General features: G+C 71.8%; 18 protein-coding genes. 9 read left to right on the top strand and 9 right to left on the bottom strand.

The window, feature by feature from the left end; all coding sequences use genetic code 11:
• Position 1 precedes the first annotated feature (1 nt).
• A complete protein-coding gene (locus ACFYOV_RS06325; protein ID WP_389083462.1) occupies positions 2–2161 on the top strand; it encodes a SpoIIE family protein phosphatase in 2160 nt (719 codons plus the stop codon).
• 159 nt (positions 2162–2320) lie between these two features.
• On the opposite strand, the gene ACFYOV_RS06320 is transcribed toward ACFYOV_RS06325, so the two are convergent.
• The gene (locus tag ACFYOV_RS06320; protein ID WP_389083460.1) at positions 2321–3292 is read right to left on the bottom strand and encodes a pirin family protein; all 972 of its coding nucleotides are present in this window, start codon (positions 3290–3292) and stop codon (positions 2321–2323) included.
• A 146-nt stretch (positions 3293–3438) separates the two neighbouring features.
• Positions 3439–3903 (bottom strand): SseB family protein, encoded by a 465-nt coding sequence (locus ACFYOV_RS06315; RefSeq protein WP_389083458.1) that lies wholly within the window; start codon positions 3901–3903, stop codon positions 3439–3441.
• A gap of 163 nt (positions 3904–4066) precedes the next feature.
• Here ACFYOV_RS06315 and ACFYOV_RS06310 point away from each other — a divergent pair, with 163 nt between their 5' ends.
• The 3 genes from ACFYOV_RS06310 to ACFYOV_RS06300 all read left to right on the top strand — a co-directional run bounded on the left by ACFYOV_RS06310 (position 4067) and on the right by ACFYOV_RS06300 (position 7606).
• A complete protein-coding gene (locus tag ACFYOV_RS06310) occupies positions 4067–5893 on the top strand; it encodes an acyl-CoA dehydrogenase (RefSeq protein ID WP_389083455.1) in 1827 nt (608 codons plus the stop codon).
• Positions 5894–5969: 76 nt separating this feature from the next.
• Positions 5970–7268 (top strand): M18 family aminopeptidase, encoded by a 1299-nt coding sequence (locus ACFYOV_RS06305; protein ID WP_389083453.1) that lies wholly within the window; start codon positions 5970–5972, stop codon positions 7266–7268.
• Between the two features lie 92 nt (positions 7269–7360).
• Complete coding sequence (locus ACFYOV_RS06300; RefSeq protein ID WP_389083450.1) at positions 7361–7606, top strand: DUF6458 family protein; 246 nt, start codon at positions 7361–7363, stop codon at positions 7604–7606.
• 180 nt (positions 7607–7786) lie between these two features.
• On the opposite strand, the gene ACFYOV_RS06295 is transcribed toward ACFYOV_RS06300, so the two are convergent.
• Positions 7787–8179 carry a cupin domain-containing protein gene (locus tag ACFYOV_RS06295; protein WP_389083448.1) on the bottom strand — a complete coding sequence of 131 codons (393 nt, stop codon included), beginning with the start codon at positions 8177–8179 and terminating at the stop codon, positions 7787–7789.
• Between the two features lie 52 nt (positions 8180–8231).
• Between ACFYOV_RS06295 and ACFYOV_RS06290 the strand changes: the two genes are divergently transcribed.
• From ACFYOV_RS06290 to ACFYOV_RS06280, 3 genes are read left to right on the top strand one after another with little or no spacing between them, the layout of a single operon-like run.
• Positions 8232–9236, top strand: a complete 1005-nt coding sequence (locus ACFYOV_RS06290; protein ID WP_389083445.1) for a GlxA family transcriptional regulator — start codon at positions 8232–8234, stop codon at positions 9234–9236.
• Positions 9233–9724 carry an LURP-one-related/scramblase family protein gene (locus ACFYOV_RS06285; protein ID WP_389083442.1) on the top strand — a complete coding sequence of 164 codons (492 nt, stop codon included), beginning with the start codon at positions 9233–9235 and terminating at the stop codon, positions 9722–9724. The genes ACFYOV_RS06290 and ACFYOV_RS06285 overlap by 4 nt, the downstream gene beginning before the upstream one ends.
• 35 nt (positions 9725–9759) lie before the next feature.
• Positions 9760–10203, top strand: a complete 444-nt coding sequence (locus tag ACFYOV_RS06280) for a VOC family protein (protein ID WP_389083440.1) — start codon at positions 9760–9762, stop codon at positions 10201–10203.
• On the opposite strand, the gene ACFYOV_RS06275 is transcribed toward ACFYOV_RS06280, so the two are convergent.
• On the bottom strand, positions 10136–10957 hold the full coding sequence (locus ACFYOV_RS06275; RefSeq protein ID WP_389083437.1) for a carbon-nitrogen family hydrolase: 822 nt from the start codon (positions 10955–10957) through the stop codon (positions 10136–10138). The two genes, ACFYOV_RS06280 and ACFYOV_RS06275, sit on opposite strands and share 68 nt — an antisense overlap.
• Positions 10958–11139: 182 nt before the next feature.
• On the opposite strand from ACFYOV_RS06275, the gene ACFYOV_RS06270 reads away from it, so the two are divergent.
• The gene (locus ACFYOV_RS06270) at positions 11140–11964 is read left to right on the top strand and encodes a maleylpyruvate isomerase family mycothiol-dependent enzyme (RefSeq protein ID WP_389083435.1); all 825 of its coding nucleotides are present in this window, start codon (positions 11140–11142) and stop codon (positions 11962–11964) included.
• Between the two features lie 111 nt (positions 11965–12075).
• On the opposite strand, the gene ACFYOV_RS06265 is transcribed toward ACFYOV_RS06270, so the two are convergent.
• Positions 12076–13380 carry a nitrate/nitrite transporter gene (locus ACFYOV_RS06265; RefSeq protein WP_389083432.1) on the bottom strand — a complete coding sequence of 435 codons (1305 nt, stop codon included), beginning with the start codon at positions 13378–13380 and terminating at the stop codon, positions 12076–12078.
• A complete protein-coding gene (locus ACFYOV_RS06260) occupies positions 13377–14030 on the bottom strand; it encodes a GntR family transcriptional regulator (RefSeq protein ID WP_389083429.1) in 654 nt (217 codons plus the stop codon). The genes ACFYOV_RS06265 and ACFYOV_RS06260 overlap by 4 nt, the downstream gene beginning before the upstream one ends.
• A gap of 201 nt (positions 14031–14231) precedes the next feature.
• On the opposite strand from ACFYOV_RS06260, the gene ACFYOV_RS06255 reads away from it, so the two are divergent.
• Positions 14232–15131, top strand: a complete 900-nt coding sequence (locus ACFYOV_RS06255) for a D-alanyl-D-alanine carboxypeptidase family protein (protein WP_389083427.1) — start codon at positions 14232–14234, stop codon at positions 15129–15131.
• Between the two features lie 117 nt (positions 15132–15248).
• Here the strand turns inward: ACFYOV_RS06255 and ACFYOV_RS06250 are convergent, their stop codons facing one another.
• The 3 genes from ACFYOV_RS06250 to ACFYOV_RS06240 form a co-directional block, all read right to left on the bottom strand.
• A complete protein-coding gene (locus ACFYOV_RS06250; RefSeq protein WP_389083425.1) occupies positions 15249–15389 on the bottom strand; it encodes a hypothetical protein in 141 nt (46 codons plus the stop codon).
• A 460-nt stretch (positions 15390–15849) separates the two neighbouring features.
• Positions 15850–17277 carry a dihydrolipoamide acetyltransferase family protein gene (locus tag ACFYOV_RS06245; protein WP_389083423.1) on the bottom strand — a complete coding sequence of 476 codons (1428 nt, stop codon included), beginning with the start codon at positions 17275–17277 and terminating at the stop codon, positions 15850–15852.
• Between the two features lie 10 nt (positions 17278–17287).
• The gene (locus ACFYOV_RS06240) at positions 17288–18265 is read right to left on the bottom strand and encodes an alpha-ketoacid dehydrogenase subunit beta (RefSeq protein WP_389083421.1); all 978 of its coding nucleotides are present in this window, start codon (positions 18263–18265) and stop codon (positions 17288–17290) included.

Raw genomic sequence — 18265 nt, 5'->3', positions numbered from 1 at the left:
AATGCGCACTGAGCCCCTGCCCTCGGTGGAGGACGTCCTCACCGCCCTCGACACCGGACTGTGGCACTGGGACACCGCGGCCGGGCAGGTCACTGTCGACGCCGAGGCCGCCCGGCTGCTGGGGCTGCCCGCGGCGCGGGTCACGCTCACCGAACCCCAGGTGCGGTCCCGGCTCCACCCGGTCGACTGGAACGAGATCACCGGGGTGATCCAGCTCGCCGTCGCCGAGGGTACGCTCGCCGAGGTACGGATCCGGGTCATGGACGCCCAGGGGCGGGTCGTCCGCGTGGTGCGCAGCCGCTCCAAGCCGTCCTTCGACACCGGGCGCAAGGCGTACGTGCTCACCGGAACGCTCCAGGAGGTCACCGAGCCGAGACCGGGCACGGCCGCCGGGCGCAGCGCGGTCACCGGGGACTGGCGCCGGTCGCGGGAGGCGTTCCTGCTGGACGCGGGCCGGGCACTGGCCGAGGCGCGGTCGACCGAGGAGGTGCTGCGGGTCGCGGCCAACCTGTCGATGCCGGGGTTCTCCCCGGACGGGCTCGCGGTGTTCGGCGTGGAGGGCGACCGGCTCACGATCATCGGCCACCACGGGCACGAGCCGGGCGACGAGGGCCCCTTCACGTACATGCCGCTGGACACGGACTACCCGGCCGCCGAGGTGGTACGGACGGGCCGTGCGGTCTATCTGTCCTCGCCCGAGCAGTACAAGGCCCGCTATCCGCTCACCTGGCCGCTGGCCCAGCGTTTCGGCCGCCAGTCCTGGGCGTTCCTGCCGCTGACCGTGGCCGGACGGCCGATGGGTGCGTGGATGGCGGGCTTCGCCTACCCGGTGGCCTTCACCCCGGACGAGCGCTCGGTGCTGACCACCGTGGCGCGGATGCTGGCCCAGGCCCTGTCCCGGGCGGGCACGGCCGAGAGCGAGCGGGCGCTGACCGACGGGCTCCAGCGCTCGATGCTGCCGAAGGTCGGCCCGCAGCGCATCCCCGGCATGAGCGTCGCCGCCCGGTACGTCCCCACCGGCGGCGGGCTCCAGGTCGGCGGCGACTGGTACGACGTGATCCCGCTGCCGAGCGGACGGTTCGCACTGGTCATCGGGGACGTGCAGGGCCACGACGTCCGGGCGGCCGGGCTGATGGGCCAACTGCGGATAGCTCTGCGGGCATACGCCTCCGAGGGGCACCGGCCCGACGCGGTGCTCTCCCGCGCCTCCCGCTTCCTGCACGGGATCGGCGAGGCGGACCCCGCGGAGCCGCGCTTCGCGACCTGTCTGTACATCGAGGTGGACCCCGTGAGCGGGGTGCTGGAGATCGCCCGCGCCGGTCACCCGGACCCGGTGATCCGCATGGCCGACGCGACGGTGCTGACCCGGCCGACGGCGGGCGGGCTGCCGCTGGGCATCGACCCGGACGCCGACTACCCCACGACCCGGCTGATCCTGGAGTCCGCCGAGACCATGCTGATCTGCACGGACGGCCTGATCGAGACCGGAGGCCACGACCTGGAGAGCGGCTGGCAGCGGCTGCGCCGGGTGCTGGAGGAGCACCGGGGCAATCTGGAGGAGTTGGCCGACGCCCTGGTCCATGCGGTGCACGGCCCCTCCTCCCACCACAGCACCGGTCCGCTGGCCGACCGTCGCGAGGACGACATCGCGATGATGCTGCTGTGCCGGCAGGGCGAGGGGTGCGGCTGCGGCGCCGACGCGGACACGGTACGGCCGCCGGTGCGGCGCACCGCGCTGACCGTGGCCCAGGCCGAGCCGGAGCGGGTCGCGGCGGCCCGGCAGCAACTACGGGAACTGCTGCACGACTGGTCCTCGCCGGACCAGGTGGACTCGGCGGTCCTGCTGCTGTCGGAGATGCTGACCAACGTCCTCGTCCACACCGACGCCGACGCGCTGCTGGTGGCCGAGGTCACCGGCGACCGGGACGGCCGCCGCATGCGCATCGAGGTCACCGACGCGGGCGACGACCTCCCGCACAAACGCCGCCCCGGAGAACTGGCCTCCTCGGGCCGTGGTCTGGTCCTGATGGACCTCCTCGCCCACGCCTGGGGCGTCGACCCGCGCGGCGAGGGCAAGAGCATCTGGTTCGAGCTGTACGAGCCGGACGGGGACAGGCCCGACGGCGACGGGCCCGACGGCGACGGGCCGGGGGACCGCTAGGGGCCTGCCGTCCGGATGGAGCGCCTGCCCCCAGCACCTGCGACCACCCCGCTGACAGGCGGCCTCGGACGGCTCGCCACTCCTCCACCGGCCTCCCGACGAGCGGGAGAAGCCCCGTCGGCACCGGACGGGGCTTTCCCACACCTGGGTCGCGAGGTCCTACAGTCCGCCCTCGGTCATCCCGTGCACCGCGGGGATCGTGCCCAGGCGGCCCTTCTGGAAGTCCTCGAAGGCCTGCATCAGCTCGTCCTTGGTGTTCATCACGAACGGGCCGTAGTGGACCATCGGCTCCCGGATGGGTCGGCCGCCGAGGAGGACGACCTCCAGGTCGGGGGTGTGGGAGTCCTGCTTCTCGTCCGCCCGCACGGTCAGGGAGCCGCCCGCGCCGAAGACCGCCGTCTGGCCGAGGTGGATCGGGCGGCGCTCGGCACCGACGGAGCCCTTGCCCGCCAGCACGTACGCCAGCCCGTTGAAGTCCTCCCGCCACGGCAGGGTGATCTCCGCACCCGGCGCCAGGGTCGCGTGGATCATCGTGATCGGCGTGTGCGTGATGCCGGGACCCTGATGGCCGTCCAGCTCACCGGCGATGACCCGCAGCAGCGCGCCGCCGTCGGGCGTGGTGAGCAGCTGGACGTTGCCGCCGCGGATGTCCTGGTAGCGCGGCGGCATCATCTTGTCCCTGGCCGGCAGGTTCACCCACAGCTGGAGGCCGTGGAAGAGGCCACCCGACGTCACCAGGTGCTCCGGCGGGGCCTCGATGTGCAGCAGGCCCGCGCCGGCGGTCATCCACTGGGTGTCGCCGTTGGTGATGGTGCCGCCACCGCCGTTGGAGTCCTGGTGGTCGAAGATCCCGTCGATGATGTAGGTGACGGTCTCGAAGCCGCGGTGCGGGTGCCAGGGAGTGCCCTTGGGCTCGCCCGGCGCGTACTCCACCTCGCCCATCTGGTCCATCATGATGAACGGGTCGAGATGGCGGTAGTTGATCCCCGCGAACGCCCGGCGCACCGGGAAGCCCTCTCCCTCGAAACCGCTCGGGGCGGTCGTGACGGCGAGCACGGGACGTGCCGGGGCATCGGCGAGCGCGGTCACTCGGGGCAGCGTCAGCGGGTTCTCGACGGTCACTGCGGGCATGTCGGTACCTCCTCGGGTACGCTCAGTTTAGTTGAGCGTTGAACTTTCTGCCACCCCCAACAGAGGAAGCCCGGAGGGCATTCCCTCCGGGCTTCCACGGTTCGCCGGGCGTCCTGAACCGGCCGTCCGCCACACGCACGCGACGGCTAGCCGTACATCCGCCGCATCGCGAACTCGACCATCTGCTCCACGGCCTTGGCGTCGAACACCATCCGGTGCTCGCCCTCCATGTCGAGGACGAAGCCGTAGCCGGTCGGCAGCAGGTCGATCACCTCGGCGCCGGTGATCACGAAGTACTTGGACTCCTTGCCGGCGTACCGACGCAGTTCCTTGAGCGAGGTGAACATGGGGATCACCGGCTGCTGGGTGTTGTGCAGGGCGAGGAATCCGGGGTTGTCGCCGCGCGGGCAGTACACCTTGGACGTCGCGAAGACCTGCTGGAAGTCCTCGGCGGCCATCTGGCCCGTGGTGAACGCGCGCACCGCGTCGGCGAGCGAGGGCGGGGACGGCTCCGGGTACAGCGGCGGCTGCTGTCCGTACCCGCCCGGCATCTGCTGCTGCGGCGGGACGTAGCCCTGCTGTGCACCGACGTTCTGGTCGTAGCCGTACATGCCCCACAGACTACTGACCCCCGAGAGGGCTGGGTCACAGATGTCCGGATCGGGGTTGCTTCTTATTACCGACGGGTAGCATCATCGGAGCCACTTGTTTGGTACGTGAACTAGGCGCGAGGCACCGTCCCTCGCCGATCCTTCTCTAACGGAGCCGTCTGCCATGGGGCACTACAAGTCGAATCTCCGCGACATCGAGTTCAACCTCTTCGAAGTACTCGGGCGCGACAAGCTGTACGGCACCGGCCCGTTCGAGGAGATGGACGTCGAGACCGCGAAGAGCATCCTCGAAGAAATGACCCGCCTCTCGGAGAACGAGCTGGCCGAGTCCTTCGCCGACGCCGACCGCAACCCTCCGGTCTTCGACCCGGAGACCAACACCGCGCCGGTCCCCGCGTCCTTCAAGAAGAGCTACCAGGCCTTCATGGACTCCGAGTACTGGCGCCTCGGCCTGCCCGAGGCCATCGGCGGCACCACCGCTCCCCCGTCGCTGATCTGGTCCTACGCGGAGCTGATCCTGGGCGCCAACCCGGCCGTGTGGATGTACTCCTCCGGCCCGGCCTTCGCCGGCATCCTCCACGAGGAGGGCAACGACGTCCAGAAGAAGATCGCCCAGATCGCGGTCGAGAAGCAGTGGGGCTCCACCATGGTGCTCACCGAGCCGGACGCCGGCTCGGACGTGGGCGCCGGCCGCACCAAGGCCGTGCAGCAGGAGGACGGCTCCTGGCACATCGAGGGCGTGAAGCGCTTCATCACCTCCGGTGAGCACGACATGTCGGAAAACATCCTCCACTACGTGCTCGCGCGTCCCGAGGGCGCCGGCCCCGGCACCAAGGGCCTGTCGCTCTTCCTCGTCCCGAAGTACCTCTTCGACTTCGAGACCGGCGAGCTGGGCGAGCGCAACGGCGTCTACGCCACGAACGTCGAGCACAAGATGGGCCTGAAGGCGTCCAACACCTGCGAGATGACGTTCGGTGACAAGCACCCCGCCAAGGGCTGGCTGATCGGTGACAAGCACGACGGCATCCGCCAGATGTTCCGCATCATCGAGTTCGCCCGCATGATGGTCGGCACGAAGGCGATCTCGACGCTGTCGACGGGCTACCTCAACGCGCTGGAGTACGCCAAGGAGCGCGTCCAGGGCCCGGACCTGGCCAACTTCATGGACAAGACCGCGCCCAAGGTCACCATCACCCACCACCCCGACGTGCGCCGTTCGCTGATCACGCAGAAGGCGTACGCGGAGGGCATGCGCGCCCTCGTCCTCTACACCGCCTCGATCCAGGACGCCATTGCCGTCAAGGAGGCCGCGGGCGAGGACGTCTCCACCGAGCACGCGCTGAACGACCTGCTCCTGCCCATCGTCAAGGGCTACGGCTCGGAGAAGGGGTACGAGCAGCTCGCCCAGTCGCTCCAGACCTTCGGCGGCTCCGGCTTCCTCCAGGAGTACCCGATCGAGCAGTACATCCGGGACTCCAAGATCGACACCCTTTACGAGGGCACCACCGCGATCCAGGGCCAGGACTACTTCTTCCGGAAGATCGTCCGCAACCAGGGCGCGGCGCTGAACTCCCTCGCCGAGGACATCAAGAAGTTCCTGGCGCTCGGTACCGGCGGCGAGGAGCTGGCCGGGGCCCGCGAGCACCTCGCCAAGGCCGCCGTCGAGCTGGAGGCCATCGTCGGCCTGATGCTCACCGACCTCGCGGCCACCGAGCAGGACGTCAAGAACATCTACAAGGTGGGCCTCAACACCACCCGCCTGCTGATGGCCTCCGGTGACGTGATCGTCGGCTACCTGCTGCTCAAGGGCGCCGCGATCGCCGCCGAGAAGCTCGAGACCGCCTCCGCCAAGGACCGGGCGTTCTACACCGGCAAGATCGCCGCGGCGAAGTTCTTCGCGGCCAACGTGCTGCCCGGCGTCACCCTGGCCCGCAAGGTCGCCGAGGGTGTCGACCTGGACCTGATGGAGCTGGACGAGGCCGCCTTCTAGGCCCGCCCCGCACCAGGCCCACGAGGGCCCGCTCCCATACCGGGGAGCGGGCCCTCGTCCTCGTTAAGGTGAACCCATGAGCGAACCCTCCCGCTTCGACCGCGGTCACACCGACGACCTCATGACCTTCCTCGCGGCGAGCCCCACGCCGTACCACGCCGTGGCGAACGCCGCCGAGCGGCTGGAGAAGGCCGGTTTCCGGCAGGTCGCCGAGACGGACGCCTGGGACGGGACCAGCGGCGGCAAGTACGTGCTGCGCGGTGGCGCGATCGTCGCCTGGTACGTCCCCGAGGGCGCCGCCCCGCACACGCCGTTCCGGATCGTCGGTGCCCACACCGACTCCCCCAACCTGCGGGTCAAGCCGCGGCCCGACAGCGGGGCACACGGCTGGCGCCAGCTCGCCGTGGAGATCTACGGCGGGCCGCTGCTCAACTCCTGGCTCGACCGCGATCTCGGCCTCGCCGGCCGGCTGTCGCTGCGGGACGGCTCGAGCCGGCTGGTGAACGTGGACCGGCCGCTGCTGCGCGTCCCGCAGCTCGCCATCCACCTGGACCGCGCGGTGAACTCCGACGGCCTCAAGCTCGACAAGCAGCGCCACACGCAGCCGGTCTGGGGCCTGGGCGACGACGTGCGTGACGGCGACCTGATCGCCTTCCTGGAGGAGACCGCCGGTCTCCCGGCCGGCGAGGTCACCGGCTGGGACCTGATGGTGCACTCCGTGGAGCCGCCCGCCTACCTCGGCCGCGACCGGGAGCTGGTGGCCGGGCCACGCATGGACAACCTGCTGTCCGTGCACGCCGGCACGGCGGCGCTCGCCGCGGCGGCCGCGCGCGGCGCCGAGCTGACCGGGATCCCCGTGCTCGCCGCCTTCGACCACGAGGAGAACGGCTCCCAGTCGGACACCGGCGCCGACGGGCCGCTGCTCGGCGGGGTACTGGAGCGGTCGGTGTTCGCGCGCGGTGGCTCGTACGAGGACCGGGCGCGTGCCTTCGCCGGCACCGTCTGCCTGTCCTCCGACACGGGCCACGCGGTGCACCCCAACTACGCGGAACGGCACGACCCGACGCACCACCCGCGCGTCGACGGCGGGCCCATCCTCAAGGTCAACGTCAACAACCGCTACGCGACGGACGGTTCGGGCCGGGCGGTGTTCGCGGCGGCCTGCGAGAAGGCGGGCGTGCCCTTCCAGTCGTTCGTCTCCAACAACTCCATGCCCTGCGGCACCACCATCGGCCCCATCACCGCGGCCCGGCACGGCATCCGCACCGTCGACATCGGCGTGGCCATCCTGTCGATGCACAGTGCGCGCGAACTGTGCGGCGCCCAGGACCCGTTCCTGCTGGCGAACGCGCTGCTGGCGTTCCTGGACGGCTAGCCGGCGACCGGCGTGCTCCGCCGCGGCGCATGAGTGCGGGCGGTCCGGGTACCCGGTGACGACCGGAGAGACCGGACAGGGAGGCGACACTCATGGGCCTCGGCGGATGCATCATCCTCATCGCCGTGGGAGCAATCCTCACGTTCGCGACCGACTGGGACATGCAGGGAGTCAACCTGGACCTGGTCGGCATCATCTTCATGATCGTCGGCTTGATCGGCGTCGCGACCTTCAGCAGCATCGCCCGGCGCCGCCGGGTCGTCGTACCGCCCGCCACGCCGGTCGTCGACGACACCCGGCCGCACCGTGACGGCTACAGCGACGGGTACGGCGTCTGACGGCGTGCGGGACCCACGGCTCTTCCCCGGCGGCGGGGTCGAGTGCGAGGGCGCGGGAGCGATCGGCTCCCGCGCCCTCGCCGTTGTCCCGGACGTCACCGGTGCCCCGTGCTCAGTGCGGCGCGTGCCCCTGCTCGGTCCAGCGCGTGGACCGTGCTCAGTCCGGCGCGCGGCCCGTGCTCAGTCCAGCGCGTGGCCCGTCGTCGCGTCCACGTGGCCGGGCACGTCGTCGTGGCGGTCGCCGACGGTGAGGGTGCCGGTGGGTTCGAACACGAGCAGGGCGGTGGGGACGGGGGCGTACGGCTTGTGCTCCGTGCCGCGCGGCACGGTGAAGAGGGACCCCCTGGGCAGGACGACGGTGCGCTCGCCGGCGGGCTCCCGCAGGGCGATGTGCAGTTCGCCGTCGAGGACGAGGAAGAACTCGTCGGTGTGGTCGTGCACGTGCCACACGTGCTCGCCCTCGGCCTTGGCGACGCGTACGTCGTAGTCGTTGACGGTGGTGACGATGCGGGGGCTCCACCGCTGGTCGAAGGAGGCGAGGGCGCGGTCGAGAGCGACGGGTTCTCGTGTCATGCGGTCATCGTCGGCCGTGGTGCACGGGCACCGCGAGTGCTAGAAATCGCGTATGCCGCAAGGATCCTCTCAGCCGCCGCGCCCGCACCGGGTCGCCGTGATCGTCGACGAGGGCACCAATCCGTTCGAGGTCGGCGTGGCCACCGAGCTGTTCGGTCTGCCGCGGCCCGAACTGGGACATCCACGGCCGCTGTACGAGGTGCGGCTGTGCGCTCCCACGCCCGAGGTGCCGATGAACCACGGCTTCTTCACGATGACCGGGATCGCGGGCCTGGACGCCGTGGACGAGGCCGACACGCTCGTCGTGCCGGGACGGCCGGACAACGTCGTACCGCGCGGTGAGCCCGTCCTCGAGGCGATCCGGCGCACGCACGCGCGGGGCGCCCGCGTCGTCGGCTTCTGCACCGGCACGTTCGCGCTCGCCGAGGCGGGCCTGCTCGACGGGCGCCGCGCGACGACCCACTGGATGTGGGCGCGGTCCTTCCGGGAACTGCACCCGAACGTGCTGCTGGAGCCGGACGTGCTGTTCGTGGACGACGGTGACGTGCTGACCGCCGCGGGCAGTTCGGCCGCGCTCGACCTGGGCCTGCACCTGTGGCGGACGGACCACGGCGCCGAGGTCGCGGGCGCGGTCTCCCGGCGGCTGGTCTTCGCCGCGCACCGGGACGGCGGGCAGCGGCAGTTCGTGGAGCGGCCCGTTCCGCCGGTGCCGGACGAGTCGCTGGGACCGCTGCTGGCATGGGCTCAGGAACGCCTCGGCGAACCACTGACCGTGGCCGACCTGGCGGCCCGCGCCGCGGTCAGCCCGGCCACCCTGCACCGGCGCTTCCGTGCGCAGCTCGGGACGACTCCGCTGGCGTGGCTGACGGGGGAGCGGGTGGCGCTGGCCTGCCGGCTCATCGAGCGGGGCGAGGCGCGGCTGGACGTGGTGGCGGCCCGCAGCGGTCTGGGCACCGCGGCGAACCTCCGCGTGCGCCTGCGGCGCGAGACGGGACTCAGTCCGTCGGCCTATCGGCGGCGTTTCCCGGCGGCGGGCGGGGAAGCCCTGGTCCCATGAGACTCCTGGTGCGGGAACGGATCCTCGGTGTCGGCGACGACTACTGGATCGAGGACGAGCACGGCGAGAGGGTCTTCCTCGTCGACGGCAAGGCGCTGCGGCTGCGGGACACCTTCGAGCTGAAGGACGCCGACGGGCGCGTCCTCGTCGACATCCACAAGAAGATGTTCGCCCTGCGGGACACGATGGTGATCGAACGCGGCGGCGAGCCCCTGGCGACGCTGCGGCGCAAGCACCTGTCCCTGCTGCGCAACCACTACCGCGTGTCCCTGGCCGACGGCACCGAGCTGGACGTCAGCGGCAGGATCCTCGACCGGGAGTTCGCCGTGGAGTACGACGGCGAACTGCTGGCCGTGGTCTCCCGCCGGTGGCTCCACGTCCGGGACACCTACGGCGTCGACATCGTCCGCGAGGACGCGGACCCGGCGCTGCTGCTCGCGGTGGCGGTGTGCGTGATCCACCTGGCGGACCGGGAGCGGGAGGAATAGCGGCCCGGGCGGGGTGTGCCGCATAGGCTGGCTCCGTGATCGCCGACCTTCAGTGCGTGGTGCTGGACTGTCCCGACCCGGTGCGGCTCGCCGCGTTCTACCGTGAGCTGTGCGGAGGCGAGGTGAACCGGCCGGACCCGCGGTGGTGGGGGCTGGGCGCGGACTGGTCGACGCTGCACACGCCGTCGGGGCTGGTCCTGGCCTTCCAGCGGGCGGCGGACCACCGCCCGCCGACCTGGCCGGACCCGGCCGTGCCCCAGCAGTTCCACCTGGACTTCGGCGTGCCGGATCTCGACCGCGCGCAGGAGCAGGTCACGGCCCTCGGTGCCAGGGTGCTGGACGACGGTCTGCCGCAGGGCCGCGGCTGGCGGATCTTCGCCGACCCGGCCGGGCACCCGTTCTGCCTGTCCGTCACGTGCCGGGGGGAGCGCCGGGGTCCTGACGCCGCGGGGCCTCGAGGCCCAGGACGCGGTCCTTGAGCGCCGGGAACTGCTCCCGGGTCGCCGCCACGCGGGCCGGGTCGAAGTCCACGGTGAGGACCTCCTCGCCGGCGCCCGCCTCGGCCAGGACCTCGCCCCAGGGATCCACCACGATCGAGTGACCGGCCTGCGGAACCCCCGCGTGCGTCCCGGCCGTTCCACAGGCGAGGACGAACGACTGGTTCTCCACGGCCCGGGCCCGTGCCAGCAGTGTCCAGTGGGTCCGGCGCCGTTCCGGCCAGCCCGCCGGGATCACCAGGGTCTCGGCGCCGTCGTCCACGAGAGAGCGGAAGAGTTCGGGGAAACGGAGGTCGTAGCAGGTCGCCACGCCCAGCGTGGTCTGCGGCAGACGCACCGTCACCCGTGCCTCGCCGGCGCCCATCAGCACGGCCTCGCCCTTGTCGAAGCCGAAGCGGTGGATCTTGCGGTAGCGCGCGGCCAGGTCACCGGCGGGGGAGAAGACGAGCGAGGTGTTGTAGAGCGTGCCGTCCCGGTCCCGCTCGGGGATCGAGCCCGCGTGCAGCCACACGCCCGCGTCGCTCGCGGCCCCGGCCATCGCCTCGAAGGTCGGCCCCTCGAGCGGCTCGGCCTCGCGCCCGAACTGCTCGTAGGCGAAGGCGCCCGTGGTCCACAGCTCCGGCAGCACCACCAGGTCGGACGCGGCCTGATCCCGTACCAGATCCGCTGTCCGGCGCCGGCGCGATGCGACCGATTCGCCCTCGTCCACGGAGATCTGGAGCAAAGAGGCGCGCACACTACCACCGTCCTGGCATTCGAGCCGTCCACACGGGCCTACGATCGTCACACGAAAGCACTGCCGGGGTGCCTCGCAGCAGCGTAACTTAGCCTCCCGAGACACCCGCCGAGTGCAGCCACCGCCCACTGGCACCGCCGCCACAACCTGCCCGTGTACCGACCGCCGAGGGGTCCCGTTCCGTGAGTCTGCATCCCACCCTCCAGCCCTACGCCGACGCCTGGACCCACTCCATCGAAGCGATATCCGAACTCGTGCAGCCGCTCGCGGAGGCCGACTGGAACCGGCGGACGCCGTGCCCGGGGTGGTCGGTCCGTGACGTGGTCTCGCACGTCATCGGCCTGGACTCCGAGATGCTCGGCGACCCGCGTCCCATCCACACCCTGCCGCGCGACCTCTTCCATGTCACCAACGACCACCAGCGGTACACGGAGATGCAGGTCGACGTGCGCCGCCACCACACGGCGCCGGAGATGACCTCCGAGCTGGAGTACATGATCATCCGCCGCAACCGCCAGCTGCGCAACGAGTCGCGGGACCCCGGCGCCAAGGTGCGCGGCCCCCTCGGCACGGAGCTGACGCTGGAGGAGTCCATGCGCCGGCACGCCTTCGACGTGTGGGCGCACGAGCAGGACCTGCGCACCGCCCTGGGCCGCCCGGGCCACCTCGACTCCCCCGGCGCCCACGTCGCCCGCGACGTGCTGCTGGCCGAGCTGCCCCGCGTGGTGGCCGAGCTCGCCCAGGCACCGCGCAGTTCGGCGGTGGTCGTCGACGTGCACGGCCCGGTGGAGTTCCTGCGCACCATCCGCGTGGACATCCAGGGCCGCGGCACCCTGGAGACCGCCCCCGCGCTGGGCCCCGCCGCCACCCTCACCCTCGACTGGGAGACCTACGTCCGCCTGGCCTGCGGCCGGGTGACCCCGGAGGCGGTGTCCGACCGCGTGAAGACGGAGGGCGACCCGGACCTTGCGGGCGCGATCCTGCGGCACTTCGCGGTGACCAAGTAGCCCCAGCGGCCCGGGTAGGCAGCCCGTGCGGCGCTCGAGGCAGGTGCCGTGCGGGCCGCCGGCGGGGTCCGGGGGCGGCAGCCCCCGGAACGCCCCCGCCCCGCCGGTTCCCTACGCGGGCACGTGCACCGTCTCGACCCGGCTCGCCACCAGCCGCTCGCGCTCCCGCCGCGCCGCCCGCCGCCGCAGTCGCAGGATCTGGGCGACGCCGAACGCCTGGATCACGAACACCGCGGAGAAGGCGACCGAGTACGCCCCGCCCGTGGCGTCCAGCAGCACGCCGACCGCGAACAGGGTGACCATGGAGGCGACGAAGCCGCCCATGTTGGTGATCCCCGAGGCCGTGCCCTGCCGCTCGGGCGGATTGGCCGGGCGGGCGAAGTCGAAGCCGATCATCGAGGCCGGGCCGCAGGCACCCAGCACCGCGCACAGCACGACCAGCAGCCACATCGGCGCCGTGTCGGCCGGGTAGGCCAGCGTGGCCGCCCAGAGCAGCGCCGTCGCCGCCACCGTGCCCAGCGCCAGCGGGAGGCGCGCCCCGTGGTGCCGGGCGACGATCTGGCCGTAGAGCAGCCCGAAGCCCATGTTGGACAGCACCACGAGGGTGAGCAACTCACCCGCCGTGGACCGGGACAGCCCCTGCGCCTCGACCAGGAACGGCATGCCCCACAGCAGCAGGAACACCATCGCCGGGAACTGCGTGGTGAAGTGCACCCACAGCCCCAGCCGCGTCCCCGGCTCGCGCCAGGAGGCGGTGATCTGGCGGCGTACGTAGGCGGCGCCCCGGTGCGGGGCGGAGGCAGGCTCGTGGCCCTCGGGGTGGTCCTGCAGGAACAGCACCAGCAGCACGAACACCACGGCGCCCGCGACCGCGCTGCCCGCGAAGGCCGCCGTCCAGCCGACGCCGTGCAGCAACCGGGCGAGGACGAGGGTGGAGACGAGGTTGCCCGCCATGCCGGCCAGCCCCGCAAGCTGACCGACCAGCGGTCCGCGCCGGGCCGGGAACCACCGGGTGCCCAGCCGCAGCACGCTGATGAAGGTCATCGCGTCCCCGCAGCCGAGCAGCGCACGCGAGGCGAGCGCCATGCCGTACGACGGGGAGAAGGCGAAGCCGAGCTGCCCCGCAGTGAACAGCACGACGCCGATGCCCAGCACCCGCTTGGTGCCGAGCCGGTCCACGAGCAGGCCGACCGGTATCTGCATGCCCGCGTAGACCAGCAGCTGGAGGATGGAGAAGGTGGACAGCGCCGAGGCGTTGACACCGAAGCGGTCGGCGGCGTCGAGGCCGGCCACGCCCAGGGACGTGCGGAAGATGACCGCCACGAAGTAGACGCAGACGCCGATCCCCCACACGGCGAGGGCGCGCCGCCCGCCCGGGGGATCACCGGCCGGGGCGGTGCCGCTCGCGGCGCTCACCGCACCTCCCCGCGGGCCAGGTGGGAGAACCAGCCGACGTGCCGGTGGACGACCGCGACGGCCGCCTCCGCGTCACCGGAGCGCAGCGCCCGGAGGATCTCCTCGTGCTCGGCGAGGGTCTTGGCGATGCGGTCGGGGTGGGAGTGCATGACGGCGACGCCCATGCGCAGCTGGCGGTCGCGGAGCTGGTCGTAGAGGCGGGAGAGGATCTCGTTGCCGCCGCTGCGGACGATCTCGGCGTGGAAGCAGCGGTCGGTGACCGAGGCCGCGGCGAAGTCCCCGGCGGCGGCCTGTTCCTGCTGCCGGGCGAGCAGGTGCTCGAGGCGCTCGATGAGTCCGGGTGGCGCGGGCACGGCCTTCCTGGCGGCGTGTTCCTCCACCAGCAGCCGGGTCTCGACGACATCCGCGATCTCCTGCGCGGAGACGGGCAGGACGAGGGCGCCCTTCTTCGGGTAGAGCCGGATCAGTCCCTCGGCCTCCAGCCGCAGCAGCGCCTCTCGCACGGGGGTGCGGGACACGCCGACGGCCTCGGCCAGCTCCCCCTCGGTGAGCAGGATCCCGCCCTCGTAACGGCGCTCCAGGACGCCGTCCTTGACGTGGGTGTACACGCGGTCGGCGGCGGGGGGTTGCTTCACTGCGGCCAGGCTCATGCCGACAGGATAGATACAACACGTACGCATGGGCGGATCCGTCCGCCATGCGGACCGCGGGGCCCCTAAGTCGGCGCAATTGCACCCCTCTTCCCGCACAACCATCCGCACCACCCGCGAGTCAGACTCATGCGGCCGTCTGCGGTCGCACCTCAACTTCGCCGCAGCACTGGGGCATTCAACGTAATCGGGGTACCTCACTTGAAGAACGGCATTCAGGGCGTCCGCCTTCGCAGAGCCGCCGGCGTCGCCATGACCACCGGCGCCATGCTCGCCTCCGGAGCCCTCTACTCGGCGCCCGCGCAGGCCGCCACCGCTCCCACGATCGTCGCCAAGGGCGGCTACGTGATGAACAACTCGGGCGGCGCGTCGCTGTACTCGAAGGCGGCGGACACACGCCGGTCGACCGGCTCGACGACGAAGATCATGACCGCGAAGGTCGTGCTCGCGCAGAAGAACCTGAACCTCGACGCCAAGGTCACCATCCGGAAGGCGTACAGCGACTACATCGTGTCGAAGAACGCGTCGTCCGCGCGGCTGATCGTCGGCGACAAGGTGACCGTGCGCCAGCTGCTGTACGGTCTGATGCTGCCGTCCGGCTGCGACGCGGCGTACGCGCTCGCCGACAAGTTCGGCACGGGCACGACCCGCGCCGATCGCGTGAAGTCCTTCATCGGCAAGATGAACGCCGACGCGAAGAGCCTGGGCCTGAAGAACACCCACTTCGACTCGTTCGACGGCATCGGCAACGGCGCGAACTACTCCACGCCGCGCGATCTGACGAAGATCGCCTCCAGCGCGATGAAGAGCTCCACGTTCCGCTCGATCGTGAAGACCAAGTCGTACACGGCGAAGACGATCACCAAGACGGGCAGCACCCGCGTGATGGCGCCGTGGACCAACACGAACACGCTGCTCAAGAACTACAGCGGCACGATCGGCGTGAAGACCGGCTCGGGCCCCGAGGCCAAGTACTGCCTGGTCTTCGCCGCCACCCGCAACGGCAAGACGGTCATCGGCACGGTCCTGGCCTCCTCCTCCGCCACCCAGCGCGAGACGGACGCCAAGAAGCTCATGACCTACGGATTCTCCAGGATCTGAGACCCGCGGATCCGGGCCGCCGGCCCGCCCGCCCGCATCCGCCCGGGGGCCGCCGACCGACGGGGTCGGCGGCCTCCGGCGCGTGCCGGTGCGCGGGCGCCGTGACGCGAGGGGTGATCAGGCCACCGCGGACCGGGCCGGCAACTGCTCGGTGGCCTCGCGCAGGGCGGCCCGCCTGCCGGTGTCCAGCACGTCGTCGTGCGGTGCCGCGGGCCGCTGCCGTGGAGGATTCGGCAGCCCCGCCCGCGGGTCGCCCACCGTTCCCGGGCCTCGCGGCGATGCTCCCGGGGATCGACCTGCCGAATCGGCTGTTCGTCCTCGTGGGGGTGGAACCGGCGGGGCGGTGACCCCGCGGGAGGTGCTGTCCGCGTGGGTGACGACCCGGCACTGCTGCCGCCGGGTCGTGGAGTGCCGGGACGGGCTGGTGCGGGTCAGCCCTTGTCCGGCCGACCTGGGCGTGCGCGAGGACGCCCCGCCGGAGGACATGACCGCCCATCTGCCCAGGGCCCTGCAGGCGCCGGCCGCGCACTGTCCCACGGGCTCGCGGGCGGTGAGCGCGGCGCTGCCGAGCGACGAGAGTTTCCGCGCGGACGCGCGCCGGCTCGTGATGGTGTTCCGGGCCCTGGTGACCCGCTGCAACGCGAGGGGCGGCCCCCACCGGTGGTGGGGGCCGCCCCTCGTCGTCGGGCCCGGGTCCGGCGCGGACCCGGGCCCGACGTCACGCCCAGGTGATCAGCCGCTTGGGCTGCTCCAGGATCGCGGCGACGTCCGCCAGGACCTTCGAGCCCAGCTCGCCGTCGACCAGGCGGTGGTCGAAGCTCAGCGCCAGGGTGGTGACCTGACGGGGCTTCACCTTGCCCTTGTGCACCCACGGCTGGGGCTTGATGGAGCCGACCGCGAGGATCGCGGACTCGCCGGAGTTGAGGATCGGCGTGCCGGTGTCGACGCCGAAAACGCCGACGTTGGTGATGGTGACCGTGCCGCCCTGCATCGCGGACGGCGAGGTCCTGCCCTCCCGCGCCGTGGCCACCAGCTCGCCCAGGGACTCGGCCAGCTGCGGCAGCGTCTGGACGTGCGCGTCCTTGATGTTCGGCACGATCAGACCGCGCGGAGTGGCCGCCGCGATGCCCAGGTTGACGTAGTGCTTGACCACGATCTCCTGGGCCGCCTCGTCCCACGACGCGTTGATGTCCGGATTGCGCTTGATGGCGACCAGCAGGGCCTTGGCGATCAGCAGCAGGGGGTTCACGCGCAGGCCCGCGAACTCCTTGTCCTGCTTGAGCTCCTCGACCAGCTTCATCGTGCGCGTCACGTCGACCGTCACGAACTCGGTGACGTGCGGTGCGGTGAACGCCGAGCCGACCATCGCCGCCGCGGTGGCCTTGCGCACGCCCTTGACCGGGACGCGGGTCTCGCGGGCGGTGTCGTAGGACACCGGCGCGGGGGCCGCCGGGGCCGCGGGGGCGGACACGGGCGCCGGTGCCTGGGGCTCAGGTGCCTGGGGCGGGGCCACCGCCGCGTGGACGTCCTCACGGGTGATGATGCCGTCCGGGCCGGTCGGGACGACCGACGCCAGGTCGACGCCGAGGTCCTTCGCCAGCTTGCGCACCGGCGGCTTGGCCAGCGGGCGCTGCTGGGCGGGGGCCGCGGCGGCAGCCGCGGCCGGGGCGGGCGCCGGGCCGTGGCCGTTCAGCTCCGTCGGGACGGCCGCCGCCGCCTGGGCGGGGACCTCCGCGGTCCTGCGCGGACGGCGGCGCGTGGAGGACGTCGCCACGCCGTAGCCGACCAGCACCGGCTGGCGGCCCGAACCCTCGGCCTTCGGCTCCTCCTCCTGCTGTGGGGCCGCCGTCTCGGCGGCGGGCGCCTCCTCGGCCGGTGCCGCGCCGCCGGAGACGTCCACCGCGATGATGGACGTGCCCACGTCCACGGTGGTGCCCTCGGGGAAGTGCAGCTCGCGGACCACGCCGTCGTAGGGGATGGGCAGCTCGACGGCCGCCTTCGCCGTCTCGACCTCGCAGACCACCTGGCCGTCGGTGACCGTGTCGCCGGGCTGGACGTACCACTTGAGGATCTCGGCCTCGGTGAGGCCCTCGCCCACGTCCGGCATCTTGAACTCGCGTACGGACGCGTTCGTCATCGTCGTCACGACCTTCTCCTCAGTACGCCAGCGAGCGGTCGACGGCGTCCAGCACCCGGTCCAGGTCCGGGAGGTAGGACTCCTCCAGGCGGGCCGGCGGGTACGGGGCGTGGTAGCCGCCCACCCGCAGTACCGGGGCCTCCAGGTGGTAGAAGCACCGCTCCGTGATCCGCGCGGCGATCTCCGCGCCGGAGCCGAAGAACACCGGCGCCTCGTGGACGACGACCAGACGGCGGGTCTTCTCCACCGACGCCTGGATGGAGTCGAAGTCGAGCGGGGAGACCGAGCGCAGGTCCAGCACCTCGAGGGAGCGGCCCTCCTCGGCCGCCGCGTCGGCGACCTCCTGGCAGAGCTTCACCATCGGGCCGTAGGCCGCCAGCGTCAGGTCGGTGCCCTCGCGGACCACGCGCGCGGTGTGCAGCGGACCGGGGATGGCGTCGGTGTCGACCTCGGCCTTGTCCCAGTAGCGCCGCTTGGGCTCGAAGAAGATCACCGGATCGTCGCTCTGGATGGCCTGCTGCATCATCCAGTACGCGTCCGACGCGTTCGACGGCGAGACGATCTTCAGGCCGGCGACGTGCGCGAAGAGCGACTCCGGGGACTCGGAGTGGTGCTCGACCGCGCCGATGCCGCCGCCGTAGGGGATGCGCACGACGACGGGCAGCTTGACCTTGCCCAGCGAGCGGGCGTGCATCTTCGCGAGCTGGGTGACGATCTGGTCGTACGCCGGGAAGACGAAACCGTCGAACTGGATCTCCACCACCGGGCGGTAGCCGCGCAGGGCGAGGCCGATCGCGGTACCCACGATGCCCGACTCGGCGAGCGGGGTGTCGATGACGCGGCTCTCGCCGAAGTCCTTCTGGAGGCCGTCCGTCACGCGGAAGACGCCGCCGAGCTTGCCCACGTCCTCACCCATGACGAGGACCTTGGGGTCCGTGTCCAGGGCGCGGCGCAGCGACTCGTTGATCGCCTTGGCCAGGGCCATCTTCTCCGCCAT

It is taken from the genome of Streptomyces sp. NPDC005931 (assembly GCF_042871235.1).
GTDB lineage: Bacteria > Actinomycetota > Actinomycetes > Streptomycetales > Streptomycetaceae > Streptomyces.
This window is presented reverse-complemented; position numbering and strand designations above follow the sequence as displayed.